Here is a 19805-nt window from a genome sequence, read left to right on the forward strand (position 1 = left end):
ATTCCCCCATCAATAGACAATATGAGTGACGTAAAGCAATACCAACAGCAGGCAGAAACAGGGATGCAAAATGCCATTGAGTATCTCGACGAAAAGCTCGCACACATACGTGCCGGCAAAGCCAATCCCAAGATACTCGACGACATTATGGTGTCTTACTATGGCACGATGACTCCCCTCAATCAGGTCGGTACCGTGACCGTGCCCGATGCACGTACTATCGTTATTACTCCTTGGGAGAAGAAGATTATCAAGGATATTGAGAAGGCCATTATCGACTCACCCCTTGGGATTATGCCCGAGAATAACGGCGATCTTATCCGCATTGGCATTCCCCCTCTTACCGAAGAGCGTCGTAAGGTGCTTGTAAAGCAGGTAAAGGGCGAGGTAGAAGAGGCAAAAATAAGCGTGCGTAATGCGCGACGCGACGCTATAGATGCCGTTAAGAAGAGCGTAAAGGCAGACGGCACTCCCGAAGATGTTGCCAAGGATGCCGAGGCAGCAATTCAGAAGCTACACGATAAGTACATATCTCGTTGCGACGAACTTTTCGCTGCCAAGGAGAAGGAAATCCTTACCGTTTGATTTAGATTTAGAGATGCAACGGCGGAGCAGGGAGGCTTGGGCTCTTCTTTGTGGGAGAGTGCTTTAGCTCCCCGAGGCTTCTTCTCTAACATCTAACAACTAAAATGACAGGGCTCGTACTGCGTTGCGTTGGCAATCTGTGTCGGGTACTACTCGATGGTGACGGAGGGGAGTGTGACGCTCTCGTTAAGGGTAACTTGCGGCTCAAGGGACTCCGCTCTACCAACCCCGTGGTGGTGGGAGATAGGGTGGAGTTGCAGCCTACTCGAGAGGATTTGGAGCACCCCTACTACATTACCGCTATCTGCCCTAGGCGTAACTACATCATCCGCAAGGCTTCCAACCTCTCTAAGGAGTCGCATATACTTGCGGCCAATATAGATGTGGCTTTGCTCGTGGTTACGATGATACAACCCGAGACGAGCTTTACTTTTGTCGATCGTTTTTTGGCAACAGCGGAGGCGTATGACATCCCCGTTGTTTTGCTTTTTAATAAGATAGACCTCTACGGAGAGGAGGAGAATAGGCGGCTTGCCGAGTGGCAATTGATTTATGCTCCCTTGGGTTATCCTACACTCTCCATCTCGGCGACAGAAGGGATAGGTCTGGAGGAGGTTTGGCCGCATATCGCAGGGCGTATTGTGCTCCTCAGTGGGCACTCCGGAGTAGGTAAGAGTAGTCTTATCAACGCCCTGCTCCCAGGTTCTTCTCTGCGTACCCATAGCATTAGTTTGGCACATGGTACGGGTATGCACACCACTACTTATAGTGCTATGATTCCCCTTGCTGCCGAGCGTGGCGGTGGGTATCTTATCGACTCTCCCGGCATCAAAGGTTTTGGTACGCTGGAGATGAATGAGCACAATGCGCATCACTACTTTCGGGAGTTTTTTGCCCTGAGTGAGGGGTGTCGATTTAACAATTGTACCCATATCAATGAGCCTGGGTGTGCCGTCTTGGCAGCCCTAGAGCGAGGTGAGATTGCCCCATCGCGTTACGTGAGTTACTTGGGCATTTTGGGTGATGAAGAGGGCGGTAAGTATCGCCCCGAGCAGTGATCTTTTTTCTTTCTCCTCCCCTTTCTCTCCCTTACTCTCTGCTGAAAGGGGAGAGGAGTATGACAAAGTAATATGAAAAAGAAGTCAACAAAATCTACAACAATAACGGGGCGACGCAAAGCTACGGCGCGCAAGTCGGGTACTAAGCGGCTTGCACGGAATAAGCGTCTCTCGGGTCATAAGATTGTGGATAGCATCATAGATTATTTTACTCGCCACCCTCGCGAGGTGGTAAACTATAAGGCCGTAGCCGCAAGTCTGGGCTTTACCACCATGTCTGAGAAGCAGTTTGTGGTGCGTACGCTGGAGTCTCTGGTAGAGCAGGGTATGCTCACACAAGTGGAGATTGGGCGTTACCGCTACCAGGTGGGCGGAGAGATGCTGGAGGGCGTCTTCGAGTCTCGCCGTAATTATTGCGTGGTTGTGCCCGACGATGAGAGCGCGGAGGTTATCGTTTCTGATAGAAATAATCCGGAGCATGCCCTACCGGGAGACCGAGTGCGTGTGGCTCTTTTCCCGCTCAAGGCGCGCCGTACTCGCACGGGGCAGGTAGTGGAGGTCTTGCAGCGCCGTCGCTCTACCTATGTGGGGCGCGTTGTCGTTACGAAAGGTTTTTCCTATCTGCATACCGAAGATCGTGCCCTCGATAGTCGCATCCTGCTCCCCCGAGAGGCGTTGGCAGGGGCTAAAAACAACGACAAGGCCATTGTCCGAATTGCGCATTGGGGCGCACGAGAGCCCGAGCCTACGGGCGAAGTGGTAGAGGTCTTGGGGGCAGCCGGAGACAACAACACTGAGATGCACGCTATCCTGGCAGAGTACGATCTCCCCTATTCGTACCCCGAAGAGGCCGAAGAGGCTGCGCGTCAGATCCCCTCAGAGATCCCTAGTGAGGAGATGGCAAAGAGGGAGGATTTTAGAGAAGTCTTCACGCTTACCATAGACCCTGCCGATGCCAAAGACTTTGACGACGCCCTTTCGTGGCGTAAGTTGGAGGGCGGCCTTGTGGAGGTGGGTGTGCATATTGCGGACGTGAGCTACTATGTAACCCCGGGGAGCGTGATTGACAAGGAGGCCTACGATAGAGCTACGAGTATCTATCTTGTAGACCGTACGATCCCCATGTTGCCGGAGCGGCTTTGTAACGATTTGTGTAGTCTGCGCCCCAACGAAGCGCGCCTTGCCTTCTCGTGTGTATTCGTGCTTAACGAAGCGGCTGAGGTACAGTCGTATCGCATTGGACGTACCATTATAGAGAGCAACCGACGCTATGCCTACGAGGAGGCGCAGCAAGTGATTGACACGAAGGAGGGCGACGATGCCGAGGTTATCCTCTCGCTACATAGTCTCGCTCAGCTCCTTCGGAAGCGTCGCTTTGCCCAAGGGGCAATCAACTTCTCTAGTCAGGAGGTACAGTTTGTACTCGATGCCGAGGGGCGTCCTGTAGATGTAATGGCTCGCCCTCATGGCACAGCAAACGAACTCATTGAGGAGTTTATGCTCCTTGCCAATAGGACGGTTGCTACCGAGTTTGGCAAGAAGCAGCGCAATAGTAATGGGGACGCCAAGACCTTTATATACCGTATCCATGACCTCCCTGATGGGGACAAACTGAATCAGATGGGGGCGTTTATTCGTCGTTTTGGCTACCAGTTCAAAAACGCTACTGAGGCTAGTGCCATTAGCAAGAACCTCAATGCCGTGATTGAGGCTTCGCAAGATAAGCCTGAGGCAACACTCATCCAAACCATGGCTGTACGCACGATGGCTCGTGCTGAGTACAGTACAGAAAATATCGGTCACTACGGGCTGGCTTTTGAGTATTACACCCATTTTACTTCGCCTATCCGCCGTTATCCCGACCTTTTGGTGCATCGCCTTGTTGCCCGCTATATGGCAGGCGAGGGCAGTGTGCCGCAAGCCGAGTACGAGGCGTACGCCCAACATTGTAGCGATCAGGAGCAAGTGGCCGCCAAAGCCGAGCGAGACTCCGTACGTTACAAGCAGGTAGAATATATGAGTACACGCTTAGGCAAAGTATTTGATGGGGTTATCTCCAATGTGGCGGAGTGGGGGTTCTATGTGGAACTAACCCATTCGCATTGTGAGGGGTTGGTGCCGATGCGACTTCTTAATGACGACTTCTACGACTACGACGAGAAGAATTTTGCCCTTGTGGGTCGGCGGTATAGACGTAAGTTTACCCTTGGAGATACGGTGCGCGTGCGTGCCATCCATAGCGACTTTGAGCGTCGGCAAATCGATTTTGAATTGGTAGATTAGCCCCCTTTCACTCTGTATGATTACCCTATTAGGGATGCTACCCGAGGAGCTTACCGGCCTTGCTCTCTCCATTGGGATGCCTAAGTTCGCAGGTCGGCAGTTGGCAGATTGGATTTACAACAAACGCGTCACTTCCTTTGACGAAATGACCAATATCTCCCTTCGCCATCGGGCTCTGCTGCAAGAGAAAGCAACGATAGGGCGAAAGGCACCCGTAGCAAGAGCCGACTCCAAAGACGGTACGCGCAAGTTCCTCTTTGCCGTGGGTGATGGGGCGCAGTACGTCGAGAGTGTTTTCATCCCTGAGGGGGATCGCGCTACGCTATGCGTCTCTTCCCAGATCGGATGCAAGATGGATTGCCTCTTTTGTATGACCGGGAAGCAGGGATTCAAGGGTAATCTTACCTCTGCCGAGATTGTAAATCAGATTCTCTCCATACCCGATAGTGACAAGCTTACCAATATCGTTTATATGGGAATGGGGGAGCCGCTCGACAATGTGGAGGCCGTACTCAAGAGCATTGCTTGCTTTACGCATCCCTCGGGGTTGGCCATGAGCCCCAAGAGAATCACGTTATCGTCTATCGGATTGGAACCGGGGCTTTCTAAGTTTTTGGAGCAATGCTCTTGTCACCTTGCGATTAGTTTGCATAACGCCCTCCCCGAGGAGCGACTCTCAATGATGCCCATAGAGCGAGCCATGCCCATAGAGAAAACGATAGAGACCCTCAAGCGGTATAACTTCTCGGGGCAGCGTAGACTTACTTTTGAGTACATCGTTTTCGGGGGGCTTAACGACGATATCGCCCATGCCAAAGCACTCCTGCGGCTTATCCGTCCTCTCGAGTGTCATATCAATCTGATCCGTTACCATCGTATCCCTAATGTGGCTTTGCCCTCTTCCCAAGAGGAGCGAATGCAACGCTTTGCAGACTATCTCAACGGGGCGGGAGTGCCTACAACGATACGAGCTTCGCGAGGGGAAGACATCGCTGCCGCCTGCGGAATGCTCTCGGCGCAGCATCAGACGAAATGAGCCCTTTTGAGGAGTGTGAAAAGAGATTTTTTGTCATAAAGGCTAGCCAATATAAGGGAATTGATTAGTTTTGTTCTCACGAAATTGGCAAATGGTATCATGCACAAGGCTTTACAGCAACTAGCCCTCTCTGTGGCTTTCATCATTTTATGTCCCATGATGATGTGGGCGCAGACTGATGTTGTACGCTACTCCGCTACCGAATATCAAGACCGAGGCGTCGTATACTACTTGCCTAAGAGCCGGTTGGATATAGCTCTAAGGGTCGTAAAAACAACCGTAACTCCGGGAGAATTTTCGGATTATGCCCCACTTCTTCTCGGGCAGAAAGTGGCTACCGAATTGACCATATCGTATGAGATTGAGTCGGCAGAAGTTCGTTCGTTGGGAGTCCCTGACGAAAACTATAGTTACCTAGTGGAGTTTAAGGCAGCGCAGCCCTATAGCTATGTCGCTCTAACCAAAAATGGAATACTATCGGGTATCAACGGCTATTCTACGCCCCCACAAGAGGAGGTTACATCTCCGCCGTTTGCCCCTAGGCAAGAGGGGGTAGACCCCTTGCTCCCTCGGGAGTTTGCCTTGGCTACTTCGCGTGCTAAAAAGGCTCAAATTGCTGCCAATCACCTTTTTTCTCTTCGAGAAGATCTCATGAGTCTGCTCTCGGGTAAGGCTGAGTTTGCCCCCCGAGAGGGAGAGGCTTACACCCTTGCTGTCTCTCGTCTTGAGGGACAAATTGCGGCTGTGGAGCGTCTTTTTGTGGGGACGACTGCACGCGAACCTTTTACGCAACGCTACAAAGTGGAGCCGGAGGAGGAGATAAACCACCGCACCATCGCTCGCTTTTCTCCCGTCGTGGGGTTACTCCCGGCAACGAGCCGAGAGGGAGAAGCGATTACCCTAGACCTAAAAGCAACGCGCCGAGCCCCTTTGCTCTCCCCCGAGGAGCTGGCAAAGCAGGAGCGGAAGTTGCATGGCATCATATATAACTTGCCGGGGAGTGCCACTGTTCGCCTCCATAAAGGCTCTCGCCTCTTTGCCGAGGTGGAGTTACCCATTACTCAATTTGGCACACGAGTTTCGCTCGCCAATCAAATCCCGAAGAGCAAAGACAACTCTTTTTCCATCCTCTTTGATACGGATACGGGGGCTTTGCTTGGTATAAATCCTGTAGCAACACCCATGCCATAGGACGCTTGTAAATTCAAAATCATTAATCATATTAATTCCTAGTAACCAGTATGTTCAAAAATCATCCGAAAGGACTTGTAGCGGCAGCCCTAAGTAACATGGGGGAACGCTTTGGCTACTACATTATGAACGCAGTGCTACTGCTATTTCTCTGTTCCAAGTTTGGATTGGACGACACCACGAGTGGTGTGATCTACTCCGTCTTCTATGCATTGATTTACATCCTCAGCCTTGTTGGGGGTGTTGTTGCCGATAGAAGTCAGAACTATAAGGCAACGATCATTTCGGGTCTTGCCGTTATGACGTTGGGATATGTTTTGATTTCTATCCCCATCATGTCTACATCCGACAACATCAGCTGGCTGCTCCCCTTCACTTGCTTTGCTCTGTTGCTCATCGCTTTTGGTAACGGGCTTTTCAAGGGTAACCTGCAAGCCATTGTGGGGCAGATGTACGACGACTTGGAAACCGAGGCTGCCAAAGAAGGCGAAGAAGCTCTCCGTCTTGCTAAGGGTAAGCGCGACTCCGGGTTCCAGATCTTCTACGTTTTCATCAACATCGGTGGTCTCATTGCTCCCTTCGTTGCCCCTCTCTTGAGAAGCTGGTGGCTCGGAGTTCATAACTTGACCTACAACGCAAGTTTGCCCGAATTGTGCCATAAGTTTATCAACAACGGAGGCAACTTGGTAGGACAAGATTTGGACAATATCACCAAGTTGGTATCCGAAGTTGGTGGCTCAGAAGTGACTCTTGAATTCTGCCAAAGATACCTAGACATCTTCAATGCCGGGGTGCACTACTCGTTTATTGCTTCCGTTGTTGCCATGCTTATCTCTATGGTGATTTTTGTTGTAACAAAGAAGAAATTGCCTAACCCTGCTAAGAAAGAAGCGCACAAGGCAGTAGACTATACGCCCGAAGAAAAGGCTGCTATGGCCTCTGAGATTAAGCGTCGTTTGTATGCTCTCTTCGCAGTATTGGGTGTTGCTATCTTCTTCTGGTTCTCTTTCCACCAAAACGGACAGTCACTCTCTGTTTTTGCTCGTGACTTTATCGTAACATCCTCTATTCCCCCCGAAATTTGGCAGGCTGTGAATCCTTTCTTCGTGATTGTGCTCACTCCTATTATCATGGCTATCTTTGGGGCATTGGCACGTAGAGGAAGAAGCATTTCTACTCCTCGTAAGATTGCCATCGGTATGGCTATTGCTGCCATTGCCTATGTGTTCTTGGCAATCTTGTCAATGATCAATGGATTCCCCTCAGGCGACGAATTCCGCGCTATGGATCAAACGGCACAAAATGCCATGAAGTCCGGGGCTTGGGTGCTCATCGTTACCTATTTCTTCCTTACGGTGGCAGAGCTCTTTATCTCACCTCTAGGGTTGTCGTTTGTATCTAAGGTTGCCCCTAAGCACTTGCAGGGTTTGTGCCAAGGCTTGTGGCTCGGTGCAACTGCCATCGGTAACTTGCTAATTTGGATTGGCCCGTTGATGTACAACAAGATCCCTCTCTGGCAGTGCTGGACAGTATTTGCAATTGTCTGCATTATCTCCATGGGAATCATGTTGGCTATGGTTAAGTGGCTTGAGCGTGTAGCGCACTAATCCCGATTCGATTCCTCATAAAGAGCATAGCCCCTGTCTCTCCATCAGCGAGAGGCAGGGGTGTTTTTTTTTGTAGAGCTACCTCTTGCCTTGTTTTGAGCTACGTGATAGATGGTAGACATTCAGCCTAATCCCTCTGGGGATATAGGCTGAGTTTTATTTCGTTGCTGCCTGAGAATTCTGAAAATTCCACCCTGTAATGGGGTACGTTTTTGGGTAGGTTCTGATTTTTTATTGGCTGGACTTTTTTTTCTCCTTACAGAAAATTAGGGCAAGCGCATCAAAAATTTTGAGACAATACAAGTTGTTAATTTTCAGGTGATTGCATTCTGGAGATTATCCCCAAAACTATGATTGATAATCAGGTACCTACATTTTGATGCGGGAGCCCTGATTACTTCCTATTCTGTTTTGTATATCAAAAATGTTTCATTATATTTGTGGTGCAGGTTATTAGGTAGTACCACCCTCTGCGGGGCTGGTGTGGTAGTATTTGATAGTGTTTAACTTGTTATTTTTGAACCTTATAATATATAAGTCTATGAAACTAAAACATTTAATGGGAGTACTACTAGTATTACTATTAGGCTCCGGAATCGCAAAAGCTCAGACAAAGTATGGCTTTTATATTTGTGGAGTAGAAGTCAACTCGGGAAACGTAAAGAAGCTAAATGAAATCGAGGGCGTCACCGTCGGGGCTGGCGGATATATCTCCTACTCACCTGAGACAAACACGCTAAGCATCAAGGACGTCTCAATGCAGCCTGAAGAGGGAGAGAGTTGTCTACAGGTGTACTCAGCATACGAAAATCTGCCATTCACATTGCACCTTGAGGGAAAAATTCAGTTTAACGCCACTGATATTACAGCTTTTTGGACGAAATGTAATACACGTATTGAGGGAAGCGGTAAACTCTTCATAAGAACAACCTATCATGGGATCTTCGTAGATAACGGCGCTACTCTCGCGATCGAAGATTGCTCTCTCGAGATCGTCTCCGAGAGGGACGGAAATGGTCGTGCTGGCATCGACGGAAGATGGAATACTCAAGCCAAATTAGTGATTAAGAATGCCAGTCTCTACGCCAAAGCATCTGGAAAAGAAGAGGGTCCTTATCCCTATGCTATCGGTGGGTTTGAGAGTATCAGCATAGAGGGATCCGTAATAACTCAGCCGAGCAATGCGGAGATAGGCAGTTACACCTTCTCCTTCTATGGCGAATCTTACACAAAGCAGTTTATCATGTCTGGGGATAAACCCGCCACAGAAGTGAGAATAGAAAAAAAAGTGATTCCTTATGAATTTAGTATTTGTGGAGTAGGAGTCAACTCGGAAAACGTAAAGAAGCTAAATGAAATCGAGGGAGTCACCGTCAGGGCTGGCGGACATATCTCCTACTCACCTGAGACTAACACGCTAAGCATCAAGGACGTCTCAATGCAGGCTGAAGAGGGAGAGAGGTGTCTATACGTGCACTCAGCATACAAAAATCTGCCATTCACATTGCACCTTGAGGGAGAAAATCAGTTTAACGCCACTGATAAGACAGCTTTTTGGACGAAATGTGATACACGTATTGAGGGAAGCGGGGAACTCTTTATAAGAACAAACTATTATGGGATCTTCGTATCTAACGACGCTACTCTGACGATAGAAGATTGCTCTCTCGAGATCGTCTCCGAGACGAATGGAGAGGGTTATTCCGGAATTGACGGACTCTGGGATACTCAAGCCAAATTAGTGATTAAGAATGCCAGTATCTACGCCAAAGCATCTGGAAAAGAAGAGGGTCCTTATCCCTATGCTATCGGTGGGTTTGAGAGTATCAGCATAGAGGGATCCGTAATAACTCAGCCGAGCAATGCGGAGATAGGCAGTTACACCTTCTACTCGGATGGCGCATCTTACACAAAGCAGTTCGTCATGTCTGGGGATAAACCCGCCACAGAAGTGCGGTTAGAAAAAGTGATTCCCTATGAATTTAGTATTTGTGGAGTAGAAATAGACTCAGGGAATGCGGACAAACTCGATAAAATCGAGGGCGTCTCCGTCGGGTATAACGGGCATATAACTTATTCGCATAAGGATAAGAAGCTAAGTCTCAAGGATGTCACGATACAAACTAGTGGCAATGTTAACTGTATATACGTGGGCAATCATTCCGAAGAGAAGCCATTCATCTTGCACCTTGAGGGGGAAAATCAATTTAACTCTCCTAGCGAAACGACTCTCTATACGGCAACAAATATGAGTATTGTAGGAAGCGGAAAACTTACTACCAAAACAATAGAATCGGGAATATTTGTAGATCTTAGCACCTCTCTGACGATAGAGGATTGCTCTATCGTCACCATGCCAGAATCAGATGGGAGTGCTTATGCCGGGATTAACGCAGACTGGGGGTTTCAGTCCCGCTTGGTGATTAAGAATGCGAGTATCTATGCCAAAACTTCCGGTTCTTATAAAGATCCTGGCCCCTATGCTATCGGTGGGTTTGAGTCGATTAAATTGGAGGGTGTCACGATAACTCAGCCGCAAAACGCTGTGGTAGGCAATTACAGCTTCCAATGGGATGGCACATCTTACACAAAGAAGTTCGTCATGTCTGGGGATAAACCCACCACGGAGGTGAGAATAGAAAAAGTGATTCCCTATGAATTTAGTATTTGTGGAGTAGGAGTCAACTCGGGAAACGTGGACAAACTCGATAAAATCAAGGGCGTCACCGTCGGGGCTGGCGGACATATCTCCTACTCACCTGAGACTAACACGCTAAGCATCAAGAATGTATCGATGCAGGCTGAAGGAAAAAAGAACTCTCTACGCGTGTACTCAGCATACAAAAATCTGCCATTCACATTGCACCTTGAGGGAAAAAATCAGTTTAACTCCACTGATGAGACAGCTTTTTGGCCGGAATGTGATACACGTATTGAGGGAAGCGGTAAACTCCTTATAAGAGCAAACGATGAGTTTGGGATCTTCTCATCTAACGACGCTACTCTGACGATCGAAGATTGCTCTCTTGAGATCGTCTCCGAGACGGACGGAGAGGGTTATGCCGGCATTAGCGGAAACTGGGGTACTCAAGCCAAATTAGTGATTAAGAATGCTAGTATCTACGCCAAAGCAACGGGTAGTGATAATAGTGCTTGTCCCTATGCTATCGGTGGGTTTGAGAGTATCAGCATAGAGGGATCCGTAATAACTCAGCCGAGCAATGCGGGGATAGGTAGTTACACCTTCTACTCGGGTAGCACACCTTACACGATGCAGTTCGTCATGTCTGGGGATAAACCCACCAAAGAAGTGAAGATAATGAAGACGCTTGCTGTAGAAGAGGTAGATGTTGCCGACCTACGTGTTTATCCCAACCCTGCCACCCATTACGTACAGGTAGAGGGGGCAAAAGCAGGGGCATCCATCGCCCTATACAGCTTAGAGGGGATACGCTTGCTCGCTGCCGAGGCCAACGAAGCGGGAGCAGTAGAGCTTGACCTCACCACACTGCCCGCAGGCAACTATGTAGTAAAGGCGGGAGGGAAGCATTTGAAGCTATCTGTAAAACACTAAACCCGTACTACTCCGTCCGATGCTCCGAGAGGAGCAACAGAATATATTGAGGGGATGTGCCGTGGCATAAAGACCAGCGCATCCCCTCGCCTATTCATTGGCGGGCAAGAGAGCAACTCTTCGGCAGCAATCTCCGCTCGACAAATTGGAGATTATACTCAAAGATAAAGAACATACTCAAAACTATGATTGATAATCAGGTACTTACAGTTTGATGCGGGAACCCTGACAGAAAATGGATTCGCTTGTGCGAAAATAATAGTATCTTTGTCTCGTACTGGGAGCTACGCCATGGACACAACGGTGAAAAATACTACGCAGCCCTCGTATACAAAAGAAGAGTAGGAAGAAGAGTTTAATGCTCCAAGGATTGATGTTCTCATCCTCTTTCCCTTGTATTCTCCCCTAGAGAGAGGATGGGATAATGGGAAAAAGACAAAATAGAAATAGACAAATCACTTAAAACTACAAGCACTATGAACAAAATGAAAACATGGATGTCTCTATTGACTACCGTAGCTACGCTCGCTTTGATGAGTGTAGTTTGCTCCGGGTGTGACCCTAAGAATGGAGGTGGTAACGATCCGGATCCTAATGGCGCGACAGGAATTACCCTCAGTGCAACTGAGATGACCCTCATGGTCAATGAAACTAAACAACTCACGGCTGTACTCAATGCCGAGGCTAAGGTCAAGTTTGTTACTTGGTCTTCGGACAACGAGAGAGTTGCTACCGTTATGCCCGATGGTACTGTAGCGGGGATCGCAGAGGGAAATGCAAAGATCACAGCTTCTGCCGGATCTGCTCGTGCCGTGTGCAAGGTACAAGTAAAAGGAGTGAAGAAGCTTGAGCCTCTTGAGGTTACAATGACTGGGAAAATAGACCACGAAAAGCACACTCCCGGGCAAAGTGGCTCAGTAAGCTTCAATCGTTTCCCTGCCTCCGTTGCAGAGTTCATGCAGGTGCGTGAGAAAATAGGGAAGGAGCCTCAGGGTGCTGTAGCTTTGGAAATTATGGCGATGGAGATGTACCGTCGCAATCGCAGTGTTGGTACTGAGTGCCTTAAGTGGTGCAATACGTTTACCAATACGGGTGCCTGCCTAGATCGACTTAAAGAGATTTTTGGGACGGATATAAATTATGCTCGTCCCTATCAGATGGCTGCATTCTTAGAGGGAGCTACCCCCCAGAATGGTTATAAGCCGAACGAACCCTACACGGTAACAATTGATGTCCGTGAGAACAGACCCTACCAAGATTCGGGAATTTTCCAGACAAAGGTTCTTGCTTTTTGGATTCATTGCGGAGGTGGAAAGCCTGGTTCAAAGAAGGGGATTGAAGTACTCAAAACATTGAAAAAAGATGAAGTGAGCAAGGATCCATATTTTATTGTTTTCACTTGTCCCGATCTCTACTTCCAGGTGGAACCCATTAGTTTTTCCACTACTTTTGAAGGCCTGAAGTAAGAAATTATCACTCGAGGGGGAGGTTGAGAAAGTCTCTCCGGAGAGGGCGATTTTACTAGACGGGAAACCGAGAAGAGCGCTTCTTTTGCTCCTATCGGTTTCCTTTTTTTGTCTCTTTCTGTACTTTTGTGTCCCAAGATGAGATACAAACAATACACTTTTAGCTTGAGCCACGAGGCCCATGCTGCCGAGTGGGATGCCACGATTTATCTTCCAATTCTGAGCCAAAGTTTGGCAGATATTGGCTTCGAAACGTTTGAGGAGTATCCCGAGGAGGGGCGTCTCGTGGGCTATGTGTGTGAACGCTTTTTCTCCGCTCTCCCTAGCGAAGGCGTGTGGCATTTAGAGTATCTCCCCTTGTCTTTTACCTACACCTCTTCGGATTGTGCCAGTGAGAACTGGAATAGCCGTTGGGAAGCGGAGAGTTTCACACCACTGGCTCTGGGCGAAGATCTGTATGTGCGAGCACCCTATCACGCCCCCTCGCCTTGTGCTGCACGGGAGTTGCTGCTAGAGCCGCGCTGTGCTTTTGGTAGCGGGGCACACCATACGACGCAGATGATGCTCTCCCTCCTCCTTGAGGAGCATTCGGCTCTTGCTCACGCACGTGTGCTGGATGTAGGCTGCGGTACCGGCGTCTTAGGGATTGCCGCAGCCCTCTTGGGAGCCGAGAGGGTTAGCTTTGTTGATATAGACGCTACGGCGGTAGAGAATGCTCGGCATAATGCAGAGTTGAATGGACTTAGGGTTCCCTGCTCCTTTTACGAAGGAATACTAGAAGAATTGGCGTTGGACACAGCCTCTTTTGATTGTCTTCTTGCCAATATCCACCGCAATATCATCCTGCACGACTTGCCCCGATATAAAACATTACTATCCCCCGGAGGGCTTTTGCTCGTGAGCGGATTTTACCAAGGAGAAGACGAACAAATCATCACCTCTGCCCTAGAGCGGATGGGCTTTGCTCTCAGGATGAGAAAAGAAAGTGGCGAATGGGTGGCTCTTTCTTTCACCTCCTTGTCTAACTAATGGAAATGAAAAAGCCCCACAGCAACAGAACATTGCTATGGGGCCCAGCGATTGGATTCAGGTGAAGAATCGCTCCCTAAAGTTTATGCTTCGGGGATATTTTTTAGTACCTCTACAAGATGACGCCAGAAAAGGTCTACCGTGGCGATCTCCATCTTTTCTACGGGAGAGTGAACGTCGCGTAGCGTAGGACCAAACGAAACCATATCTAGGTAGGGGTATTTGCTGAGGAAGAGTCCGCACTCTAGCCCTGCATGGATCGCCTTAACGGCAGGTTCTTTGCCAAAGAGTTTCTTGTAGGCATCCACCGTAACCTTGAGGATGGGCGAATCTGTATTGGGGCTCCAACCGGGATAGCCGTCGCGTACTTCCACTTCGGCTCCGCTCAATTCGAATACAGCCTTCACCATATTACCAACATCCGTCTTGAGGGATTCGCTAGAGGAGCGTTGGCTCGTTTCTACGCGGATTACACCCTCCTCTTTCATCTTGATAGAGGCGAGGTTGGTAGAGGTTTCTACAAGGCCTTCGATGCTGTGGCTCATGCCCATCACGCCGTGGGGGCAGCTGTAGAGACCTAAGATAAGGCGACGAGTTGTATCGGCATCCACAACGTGTGTGGGAGCGTCGGCCGTATTTACCGTAATCTTAACGCTAGGATCTACGGCTTTTAGCTCCTGACGAACATCGCCATCAAGCTCATTGATGATCACGCTGAGAGCTTCTTTTTTATCCATAGGCACCCCGATTACAGCAGTTGCCTCGCGAGCGATGGCGTTGTGTAGGTTACCACCGTCGATGTGTGCAAGTACCATAGGCATCTTTTCGCGTACAGCGTAGAGTGCACGAGTGATGATCTTGGTAGCAGCGCCAAGCCCTACATGGATGTCACCGCCTGAGTGTCCTCCCTTGAGACCACTCACCTTGATGGTAGCATAGTAGTACTCTTGGGGAGCCTTCTCTTGGGTGTATTTGTAGTAGGCCATTGTACCCATACCTCCGGCGCAGCCGATAAACATTTCGCCTTCGTCTTCGCTATCGAGGTTTAGAAGGATGGTACCTTTTACGAATCCGGGAGCTAGGTTCATGGCTCCTGTCAATCCGGTTTCTTCGTCAACGGTGAAGAGACATTCGATAGAGCCATGCTCCAGTGTATCGTCTGTTAGTACCGCCATTTCTGCAGCAACGCCTATTCCGTTGTCGGCGCCCAGTGTTGTACCATCGGCGCGCACCCAGTCTCCGTCGATAATTGTGCGGATGGGGTCGTTGTCGAAGTCGTGGATTGTATCGTTGTTTTTCTCACAAACCATATCCACGTGGCTCTGAAGAATTACCGTCTTGCGGTTTTCATAGCCTTTGGAGGCAGGTTTGCGAATAACGATATTACCAGCGGCATCTTGGTCGTATTCTAGTTTGTGCTCCTCGGCAAATTTCTTAAGAAAAGCAAGGATCTTCTCTTCTTTTTTGCTCGGACGAGGCACTTGAGTGATTTGGTGGAAGTAGCCCCATATTGCAGAGGGCTTGAGTTCAGTGATGTTCATAGCGTTTCTCTATGTTCTATTTATACTTATCTTTGTGCTACAAATATAGAACAAAATGCCGATAATACTGATAATTGCCCTCATAATCGTGCTCTTGGCAGTGCTTCTTTTGGGGGTTCGTGTCTTTTTTGTTCGTGGGGGCAAGTTCCCTAGTACGCACATAGAAGCAAATAAAGCGCTCAGGGAGAAGGGAATCCATTGTGCCAATAGTCAAATGGAGGCTGAGGCGCGCAGGAAGAATCTTTTCGACCGTATCGATACTGCTAATAAATAGGAAAAAGATAGAATAGACAATCCTCATGCAATCATTCAAACAAGCCCTAGTGGCCTCTTTTGTAGCTCTTGCAATACTCGCATTGGGTACTGCGTGTCAAAGTACCAATAGTACTACCAACGTGTCCGATTCTTTGGCTTCTCCATCATCAAATGGACTCAAAATTGCCTATGTAGAGCTAGACTCTGTGCTCAATAACTACGAGCAGTACACCGAGATGAAGGCTACGCTTGAGAAGAAGAGCAACGATAGTCGTGCTTCGCTCTCGGCTAAGATGAATAATCTACAGCGTGCCGGAGCCAGCTTCCAGCAGAAGTTGCAAAGCAATCAATTCGCCACTCGCGAAGCTGCCGAAGCAGAGCAAGCTCGCCTGATGAAGATGCAACAGGAGTTGGAATCCCTCAACGCAAGCCTCACCGAGCAACTCATGAAGGAGCAGGAAGCTGCCGAAGAAAAGCTTTACAAGGCCATCAAAGAGGAAATCGCCAAGATGAATAAAGACTGGGGATTCGACTTGATCCTTTCTAACGTAAAGGCCGATAATATCCTCTATGCAGCCGATGGACTTGATATTACCGGACGTGTAATTGAGGAGCTTAACAAGGCCTATAAAAAGGAGGCTCCGGAGGCAACCCCCAAAAAAGAAGAGGCAAAGAAATAGGAGTTTCTTTCCTGCTCCCGAGCTCTTTGTGCATTGAGCTCCTTTTCCCTCCTCCCTCACCGAAATATCCTCTTAACTCGCATTATTAAGTATGGAACGTACCTATTACATCTTACGCAACAACCAGCAAGAGGGTCCTTTTACGCGTCAAGATATTTTGCAAATGGCTCTGCCCGATCAGACTTTGCTATGGAGTGAGGGGTGGACACGCTGGCTCCCTCTTGCCGAAGTTGATGACTTTTCTCCCACACAAGAGGGTGGTGAACTTCCGCCGGCTCTCCCGGGGGAGGAGCGAAAAGGACTTGCACGGGAGTATCATTTGGCGAATCTCCGCGAGCAAATCGGGGTATTCACCCTCGAGGAGTTACGTCGAGATCTCTCTCCTCTAAGAGGGGCAAAATGGGTTTGGTACCAAGGGCTTGCCGAGTGGATAGCACTGGATAAGGAGCCTGAGATAGCCGCATTACTCGCTGCACAAGCCCAAGAGAGTGTGCCCACTCCACCCCCTGCTGAGCCTGCCCCAGCTACCCCTCCGCCCTATCATGGGGCTTCGGCATCGTCTGAGGTGCCCCCTTCGTTCTCCGGTGCTGCAAGGGAGAGGGTAAACACTCAGAGTAGAGTATATACGCCCGAGCCTTCGCTCTGGAGCTATTTTATTGGCTGTATCACCAAGCGATTTGCGCAATTCTCCGGACGAGCCAGACGGCGTGAGTTCTGGGGATTTGTGCTCTTTTCGTTCATTTTTCGTTACCTGATTCAGTTCTTTTCGTCCTTCATACTCTTTCCTTTCATCATGTCCGATGTTTTTAAGGAGCGGATATTCGATGCTTATATGAGTGGAGGTATCATAGATATGTATGGCGAGATCTTTAGGAATCCAGGCTTTATCACTACCTACGGACTTCTTACGGTGGTGTCCTTATTTCTCATGATTCCTTCGCTTGCTGTCTCTGTGCGTCGTATGCACGACATTGGCAAGTCGGGTTGGTTCCTCTTGATTACGCTTATCCCCGTGGTGGGGTCAATTATTTTTATCATCTATGCCGCCCAGGAAGGGGTGCGTTGTCCTAATAAATATGGAGAGGATCCGAAGGCTCCTCAGACCCCTAATTAAGACGCGGTTTATAGGGGTATAGATGGATTCTTAATACCCTATGCCCCTACAACAACTATCTTTGTTCTCAGAAAATAAGAACTGAAAGAAAATAATAGAAAGAGAAAAGAATTATGAAGAAGTACATCTGTGAACTCTGCGGGTACATCTACGATCCCGAAGTGGGAGACCCCGATAGCGGCATCGCCCCCGGCACTCCTTTCGAATCCATCCCAGACGATTGGGCTTGCCCTCTCTGTGGTGCCGAAAAGTCGGACTTCGTTCCCTACAACGGCTAAAACCGACCCATCCTCCTCACGAGAGAGGGGGTATTCATAAGTAATAAGAGTCCCCTGTCTTTAGAGAGTTGGTTTATAAGCCTCCTCTCTTAGGGCAGGGGCTTTTTTTATGCTCTCTCTTACGAATGGGGCGGAGGGCACCTGTAGGATATTTGTACATTTGCATCCGGAATATAAACAACCGAAAATAGAAAAATATGCTACCTATCCATCAAACTTGTCAGCTGGAGGTAACTCTCCAAGATCACCACTCCGCCATCCATGTTGGCTCGGGAGATTTACCCGTTTTTGGCACGCCTGCCATGATTGCTCTTATGGAGAAGGCCTCGGTACAACTCGTTGCTCCCCATCTAGAGGAAGGGGCTTCTACTGTGGGGATTCACCTTGATGTACACCACACTCGTGCCACGGCAATAGGTCAGACGGTGCGTGTGATGGCAACCCTTACCGAAGTGGATGGGCGTAAACTCATCTTCGACATTCGAGCCGAAGATAGCCAAGGAGAGATTGGGCACGGCACGCTGGAGCGTTTCATTGTCTATCGGGATAAGTTCATGGCAAAGCTAGCTTAATACAGCCCTTCCACGCCCACCGGCATAACGCCCCCTTGCTTATGTCGAGAAATTAAGGTGTCTATCCGAAAAAAGATAGGCACCTCTTTTTTTGTTTTAGGCTGATTTTGGAGGTGTTTTTTATCTGATTTTTGCAGAAGAATCTCCCTGTAAATTTTCTTTTTCTCTCCAGAAAGGGGAGTCGTTATTAGGTACTACTTCTATACCTACGAATGGTTGTTTTACCCTCAAATTGCCCGTTATTGTCATTTGCTTATTGCAATATGGAAAGTATTCCCTATCTTTGTTACCGAAAAATTGGTATCAATAGAATGGAAAGTCTTTTTAGGACACACGATCATTTGTTGCGCGCGCGAGAGAATACGGTGCGGCGCACGCTGATGGATGAAATCGACCCCAAAGAACGCTTGGTAGGGATTGTGGGCGCTCGGGGAGTGGGTAAGACCACTTTCTTATTAGATTGGGCTAATGAAAAGTATGGGCCTCTTAATCGTAAGGCACTATACATCAATCTAAACCAATTCCTATTTACGACAAAAACTCTTGTGGAGTTTGCCGGGGAGTTTGTGGCGGGTGGAGGCGAGACGCTTCTGCTCGACCAAATCTTTAAGTATCCCTCTTGGCGAGAAGAATTGTTGGAGTGCTACGAAAAGTATCCCTCTCTCAAGATCATCTACTCGGGCTCTCCACTAATTGTGGGCACAGGCACGAATGGATGGGAGCCGGTTGGCAAAACGTACGAATTGCTTGGCTTCTCTTTGCGAGAGTTTATCTATTCTCAGACGGGGGTAGAGCTCCCTCTGGTGCAGTGGGACGATATTCTCCATCGTCATATCGACCTCGCTCGGGAGATTCTGACAAAGCTCAATCCGGTACATTGGCTCAACGAGTACTTTCAGCATGGTTATTACCCCTATTTCATGGAGCAGCACAGCTATTCTGAAGATATTCTTAAAAATATCAACATGACACTGGAGGTCGATGTTATGTACATTCGCAACATCGATCAGCGTCTCCTCCCTAAACTCCGTAAGCTTATCTATCTCATGGCCATGGAGGGGCCCTCTTTGCTCAATGTGTCTCGCCTTGCCAAAGGGATTGATACCTCTAGGGCAACGGTGACCAATTACGTGAATTTCTTACGCGATGCTCACCTCGTCAATTTGATACACAAGAATGGATCAGCGGAGGTCAAGGCTCCTGCTGTTTTCTATTTGCAGAATACCAACCTTCTCTATGCCCTATTGCCCCATACTCCTGTGGGGGCTCACGTGGACAACGATGTGTGCCGCACATTCTTCCTCAACCAGATAAGCCAAGGTAGAAACATCGAAGCATCGATACGAGCCAATGTCAATTTCATTATAGATGGTACGCAGGAGTTCCGTGTAGATCGCGAGATAACCGCTCGCTATCATCCTAAGCGTTTCTATGCCGTACATGGCATTAACGTAGGGAGCCGCAACGTGATCCCCTTGTGGCTTTTCGGTTTCCTCTACTAAGTCTTTTAGAAGACTTCCCTCAGACAAAAAACAA

At 48.7% G+C, this 19805-nt stretch carries 16 protein-coding genes; 15 read left to right on the top strand and 1 reads right to left on the bottom strand.

Going from position 1 to position 19805, the window contains the following annotated elements; all coding sequences use genetic code 11:
* Positions 1-21 precede the first annotated feature (21 nt).
* The 9 genes from frr to prmA all read left to right on the top strand — a co-directional run bounded on the left by frr (position 22) and on the right by prmA (position 13829).
* Entirely contained in the window at positions 22-585 is a 564-nt protein-coding gene (frr, locus tag POREN0001_RS03275) for a ribosome recycling factor (protein WP_004333005.1), read from the top strand.
* A gap of 104 nt (positions 586-689) precedes the next feature.
* Positions 690-1643: a ribosome small subunit-dependent GTPase A gene (rsgA, locus tag POREN0001_RS03280; RefSeq protein WP_004333017.1), complete on the top strand. Its 954-nt coding sequence runs from the start codon at positions 690-692 to the stop codon at positions 1641-1643.
* Positions 1644-1715: 72 nt separating this feature from the next.
* On the top strand, positions 1716-3926 hold the full coding sequence (gene rnr, locus POREN0001_RS03285; RefSeq protein ID WP_004333094.1) for a ribonuclease R: 2211 nt from the start codon (positions 1716-1718) through the stop codon (positions 3924-3926).
* Positions 3927-3942: 16 nt separating this feature from the next.
* On the top strand, positions 3943-4962 hold the full coding sequence (gene rlmN, locus POREN0001_RS03290) for a dual-specificity RNA methyltransferase RlmN (RefSeq protein WP_004333122.1): 1020 nt from the start codon (positions 3943-3945) through the stop codon (positions 4960-4962).
* 60 nt (positions 4963-5022) lie between these two features.
* Positions 5023-6153, top strand: a complete 1131-nt coding sequence (locus tag POREN0001_RS03295; protein WP_004333029.1) for a DUF4831 family protein — start codon at positions 5023-5025, stop codon at positions 6151-6153.
* 50 nt (positions 6154-6203) lie between these two features.
* Positions 6204-7760, top strand: a complete 1557-nt coding sequence (locus POREN0001_RS03300) for a peptide MFS transporter (RefSeq protein WP_004332999.1) — start codon at positions 6204-6206, stop codon at positions 7758-7760.
* A gap of 541 nt (positions 7761-8301) precedes the next feature.
* On the top strand, positions 8302-11334 hold the full coding sequence (locus POREN0001_RS03305; RefSeq protein ID WP_115321321.1) for a T9SS type A sorting domain-containing protein: 3033 nt from the start codon (positions 8302-8304) through the stop codon (positions 11332-11334).
* Positions 11335-11810: 476 nt separating this feature from the next.
* Positions 11811-12800, top strand: a complete 990-nt coding sequence (locus tag POREN0001_RS09000) for an Ig-like domain-containing protein (RefSeq protein WP_004333129.1) — start codon at positions 11811-11813, stop codon at positions 12798-12800.
* 138 nt (positions 12801-12938) lie between these two features.
* Complete coding sequence (gene prmA, locus POREN0001_RS09005) at positions 12939-13829, top strand: 50S ribosomal protein L11 methyltransferase (protein ID WP_147286672.1); 891 nt, start codon at positions 12939-12941, stop codon at positions 13827-13829.
* Between the two features lie 83 nt (positions 13830-13912).
* Here prmA and POREN0001_RS03320 read toward each other — a convergent pair whose 3' ends face one another.
* Positions 13913-15370 (bottom strand): aminoacyl-histidine dipeptidase, encoded by a 1458-nt coding sequence (locus POREN0001_RS03320; protein ID WP_004333047.1) that lies wholly within the window; start codon positions 15368-15370, stop codon positions 13913-13915.
* 55 nt (positions 15371-15425) lie between these two features.
* Between POREN0001_RS03320 and POREN0001_RS09245 the strand changes: the two genes are divergently transcribed.
* The 6 genes from POREN0001_RS09245 to POREN0001_RS03350 all read left to right on the top strand — a co-directional run bounded on the left by POREN0001_RS09245 (position 15426) and on the right by POREN0001_RS03350 (position 19771).
* Positions 15426-15644, top strand: coding sequence for a hypothetical protein (locus POREN0001_RS09245; RefSeq protein WP_004333026.1), 219 nt, complete (start codon positions 15426-15428; stop codon positions 15642-15644).
* 25 nt (positions 15645-15669) lie between these two features.
* Positions 15670-16305, top strand: coding sequence for an OmpH/Skp family outer membrane protein (locus POREN0001_RS03330; protein WP_004333125.1), 636 nt, complete (start codon positions 15670-15672; stop codon positions 16303-16305).
* Positions 16306-16396: 91 nt separating this feature from the next.
* Entirely contained in the window at positions 16397-17419 is a 1023-nt protein-coding gene (locus POREN0001_RS09250; RefSeq protein WP_004333106.1) for a DUF805 domain-containing protein, read from the top strand.
* A 113-nt stretch (positions 17420-17532) separates the two neighbouring features.
* Positions 17533-17697, top strand: coding sequence for a rubredoxin (gene rd, locus POREN0001_RS03340; RefSeq protein WP_004333091.1), 165 nt, complete (start codon positions 17533-17535; stop codon positions 17695-17697).
* Positions 17698-17894: 197 nt separating this feature from the next.
* Positions 17895-18269, top strand: a complete 375-nt coding sequence (locus tag POREN0001_RS03345) for a thioesterase family protein (protein ID WP_004333097.1) — start codon at positions 17895-17897, stop codon at positions 18267-18269.
* Between the two features lie 311 nt (positions 18270-18580).
* Positions 18581-19771, top strand: coding sequence for an AAA family ATPase (locus POREN0001_RS03350; RefSeq protein WP_040580415.1), 1191 nt, complete (start codon positions 18581-18583; stop codon positions 19769-19771).
* Positions 19772-19805: the final 34 nt, after the last annotated feature.

Source organism: Porphyromonas endodontalis ATCC 35406 (assembly GCF_000174815.1).
Lineage (GTDB): Bacteria > Bacteroidota > Bacteroidia > Bacteroidales > Porphyromonadaceae > Porphyromonas > Porphyromonas endodontalis.

What these genes read in the sequence shown, in the direction of transcription:
- frr (WP_004333005.1), top strand. Translation starts at nt 22, where the DNA reads ATGAGTGACGTAAAGCAATACCAACAGCAGGCAGAAACAGGGATGCAA.
- rsgA (WP_004333017.1), top strand. Translation starts at nt 690, where the DNA reads ATGACAGGGCTCGTACTGCGTTGCGTTGGCAATCTGTGTCGGGTACTA.
- rnr (WP_004333094.1), top strand. Translation starts at nt 1,716, where the DNA reads ATGAAAAAGAAGTCAACAAAATCTACAACAATAACGGGGCGACGCAAA.
- rlmN (WP_004333122.1), top strand. Translation starts at nt 3,943, where the DNA reads ATGATTACCCTATTAGGGATGCTACCCGAGGAGCTTACCGGCCTTGCT.
- POREN0001_RS03300 (WP_004332999.1), top strand. Translation starts at nt 6,204, where the DNA reads ATGTTCAAAAATCATCCGAAAGGACTTGTAGCGGCAGCCCTAAGTAAC.
- POREN0001_RS03305 (WP_115321321.1), top strand. Translation starts at nt 8,302, where the DNA reads ATGAAACTAAAACATTTAATGGGAGTACTACTAGTATTACTATTAGGC.
- POREN0001_RS09000 (WP_004333129.1), top strand. Translation starts at nt 11,811, where the DNA reads ATGAACAAAATGAAAACATGGATGTCTCTATTGACTACCGTAGCTACG.
- prmA (WP_147286672.1), top strand. Translation starts at nt 12,939, where the DNA reads ATGAGATACAAACAATACACTTTTAGCTTGAGCCACGAGGCCCATGCT.
- POREN0001_RS03320 (WP_004333047.1), bottom strand. Translation starts at nt 15,370, where the DNA reads ATGAACATCACTGAACTCAAGCCCTCTGCAATATGGGGCTACTTCCAC.
- POREN0001_RS09245 (WP_004333026.1), top strand. Translation starts at nt 15,426, where the DNA reads ATGCCGATAATACTGATAATTGCCCTCATAATCGTGCTCTTGGCAGTG.
- POREN0001_RS03330 (WP_004333125.1), top strand. Translation starts at nt 15,670, where the DNA reads ATGCAATCATTCAAACAAGCCCTAGTGGCCTCTTTTGTAGCTCTTGCA.
- POREN0001_RS09250 (WP_004333106.1), top strand. Translation starts at nt 16,397, where the DNA reads ATGGAACGTACCTATTACATCTTACGCAACAACCAGCAAGAGGGTCCT.
- rd (WP_004333091.1), top strand. Translation starts at nt 17,533, where the DNA reads ATGAAGAAGTACATCTGTGAACTCTGCGGGTACATCTACGATCCCGAA.
- POREN0001_RS03345 (WP_004333097.1), top strand. Translation starts at nt 17,895, where the DNA reads ATGCTACCTATCCATCAAACTTGTCAGCTGGAGGTAACTCTCCAAGAT.
- POREN0001_RS03350 (WP_040580415.1), top strand. Translation starts at nt 18,581, where the DNA reads ATGGAAAGTCTTTTTAGGACACACGATCATTTGTTGCGCGCGCGAGAG.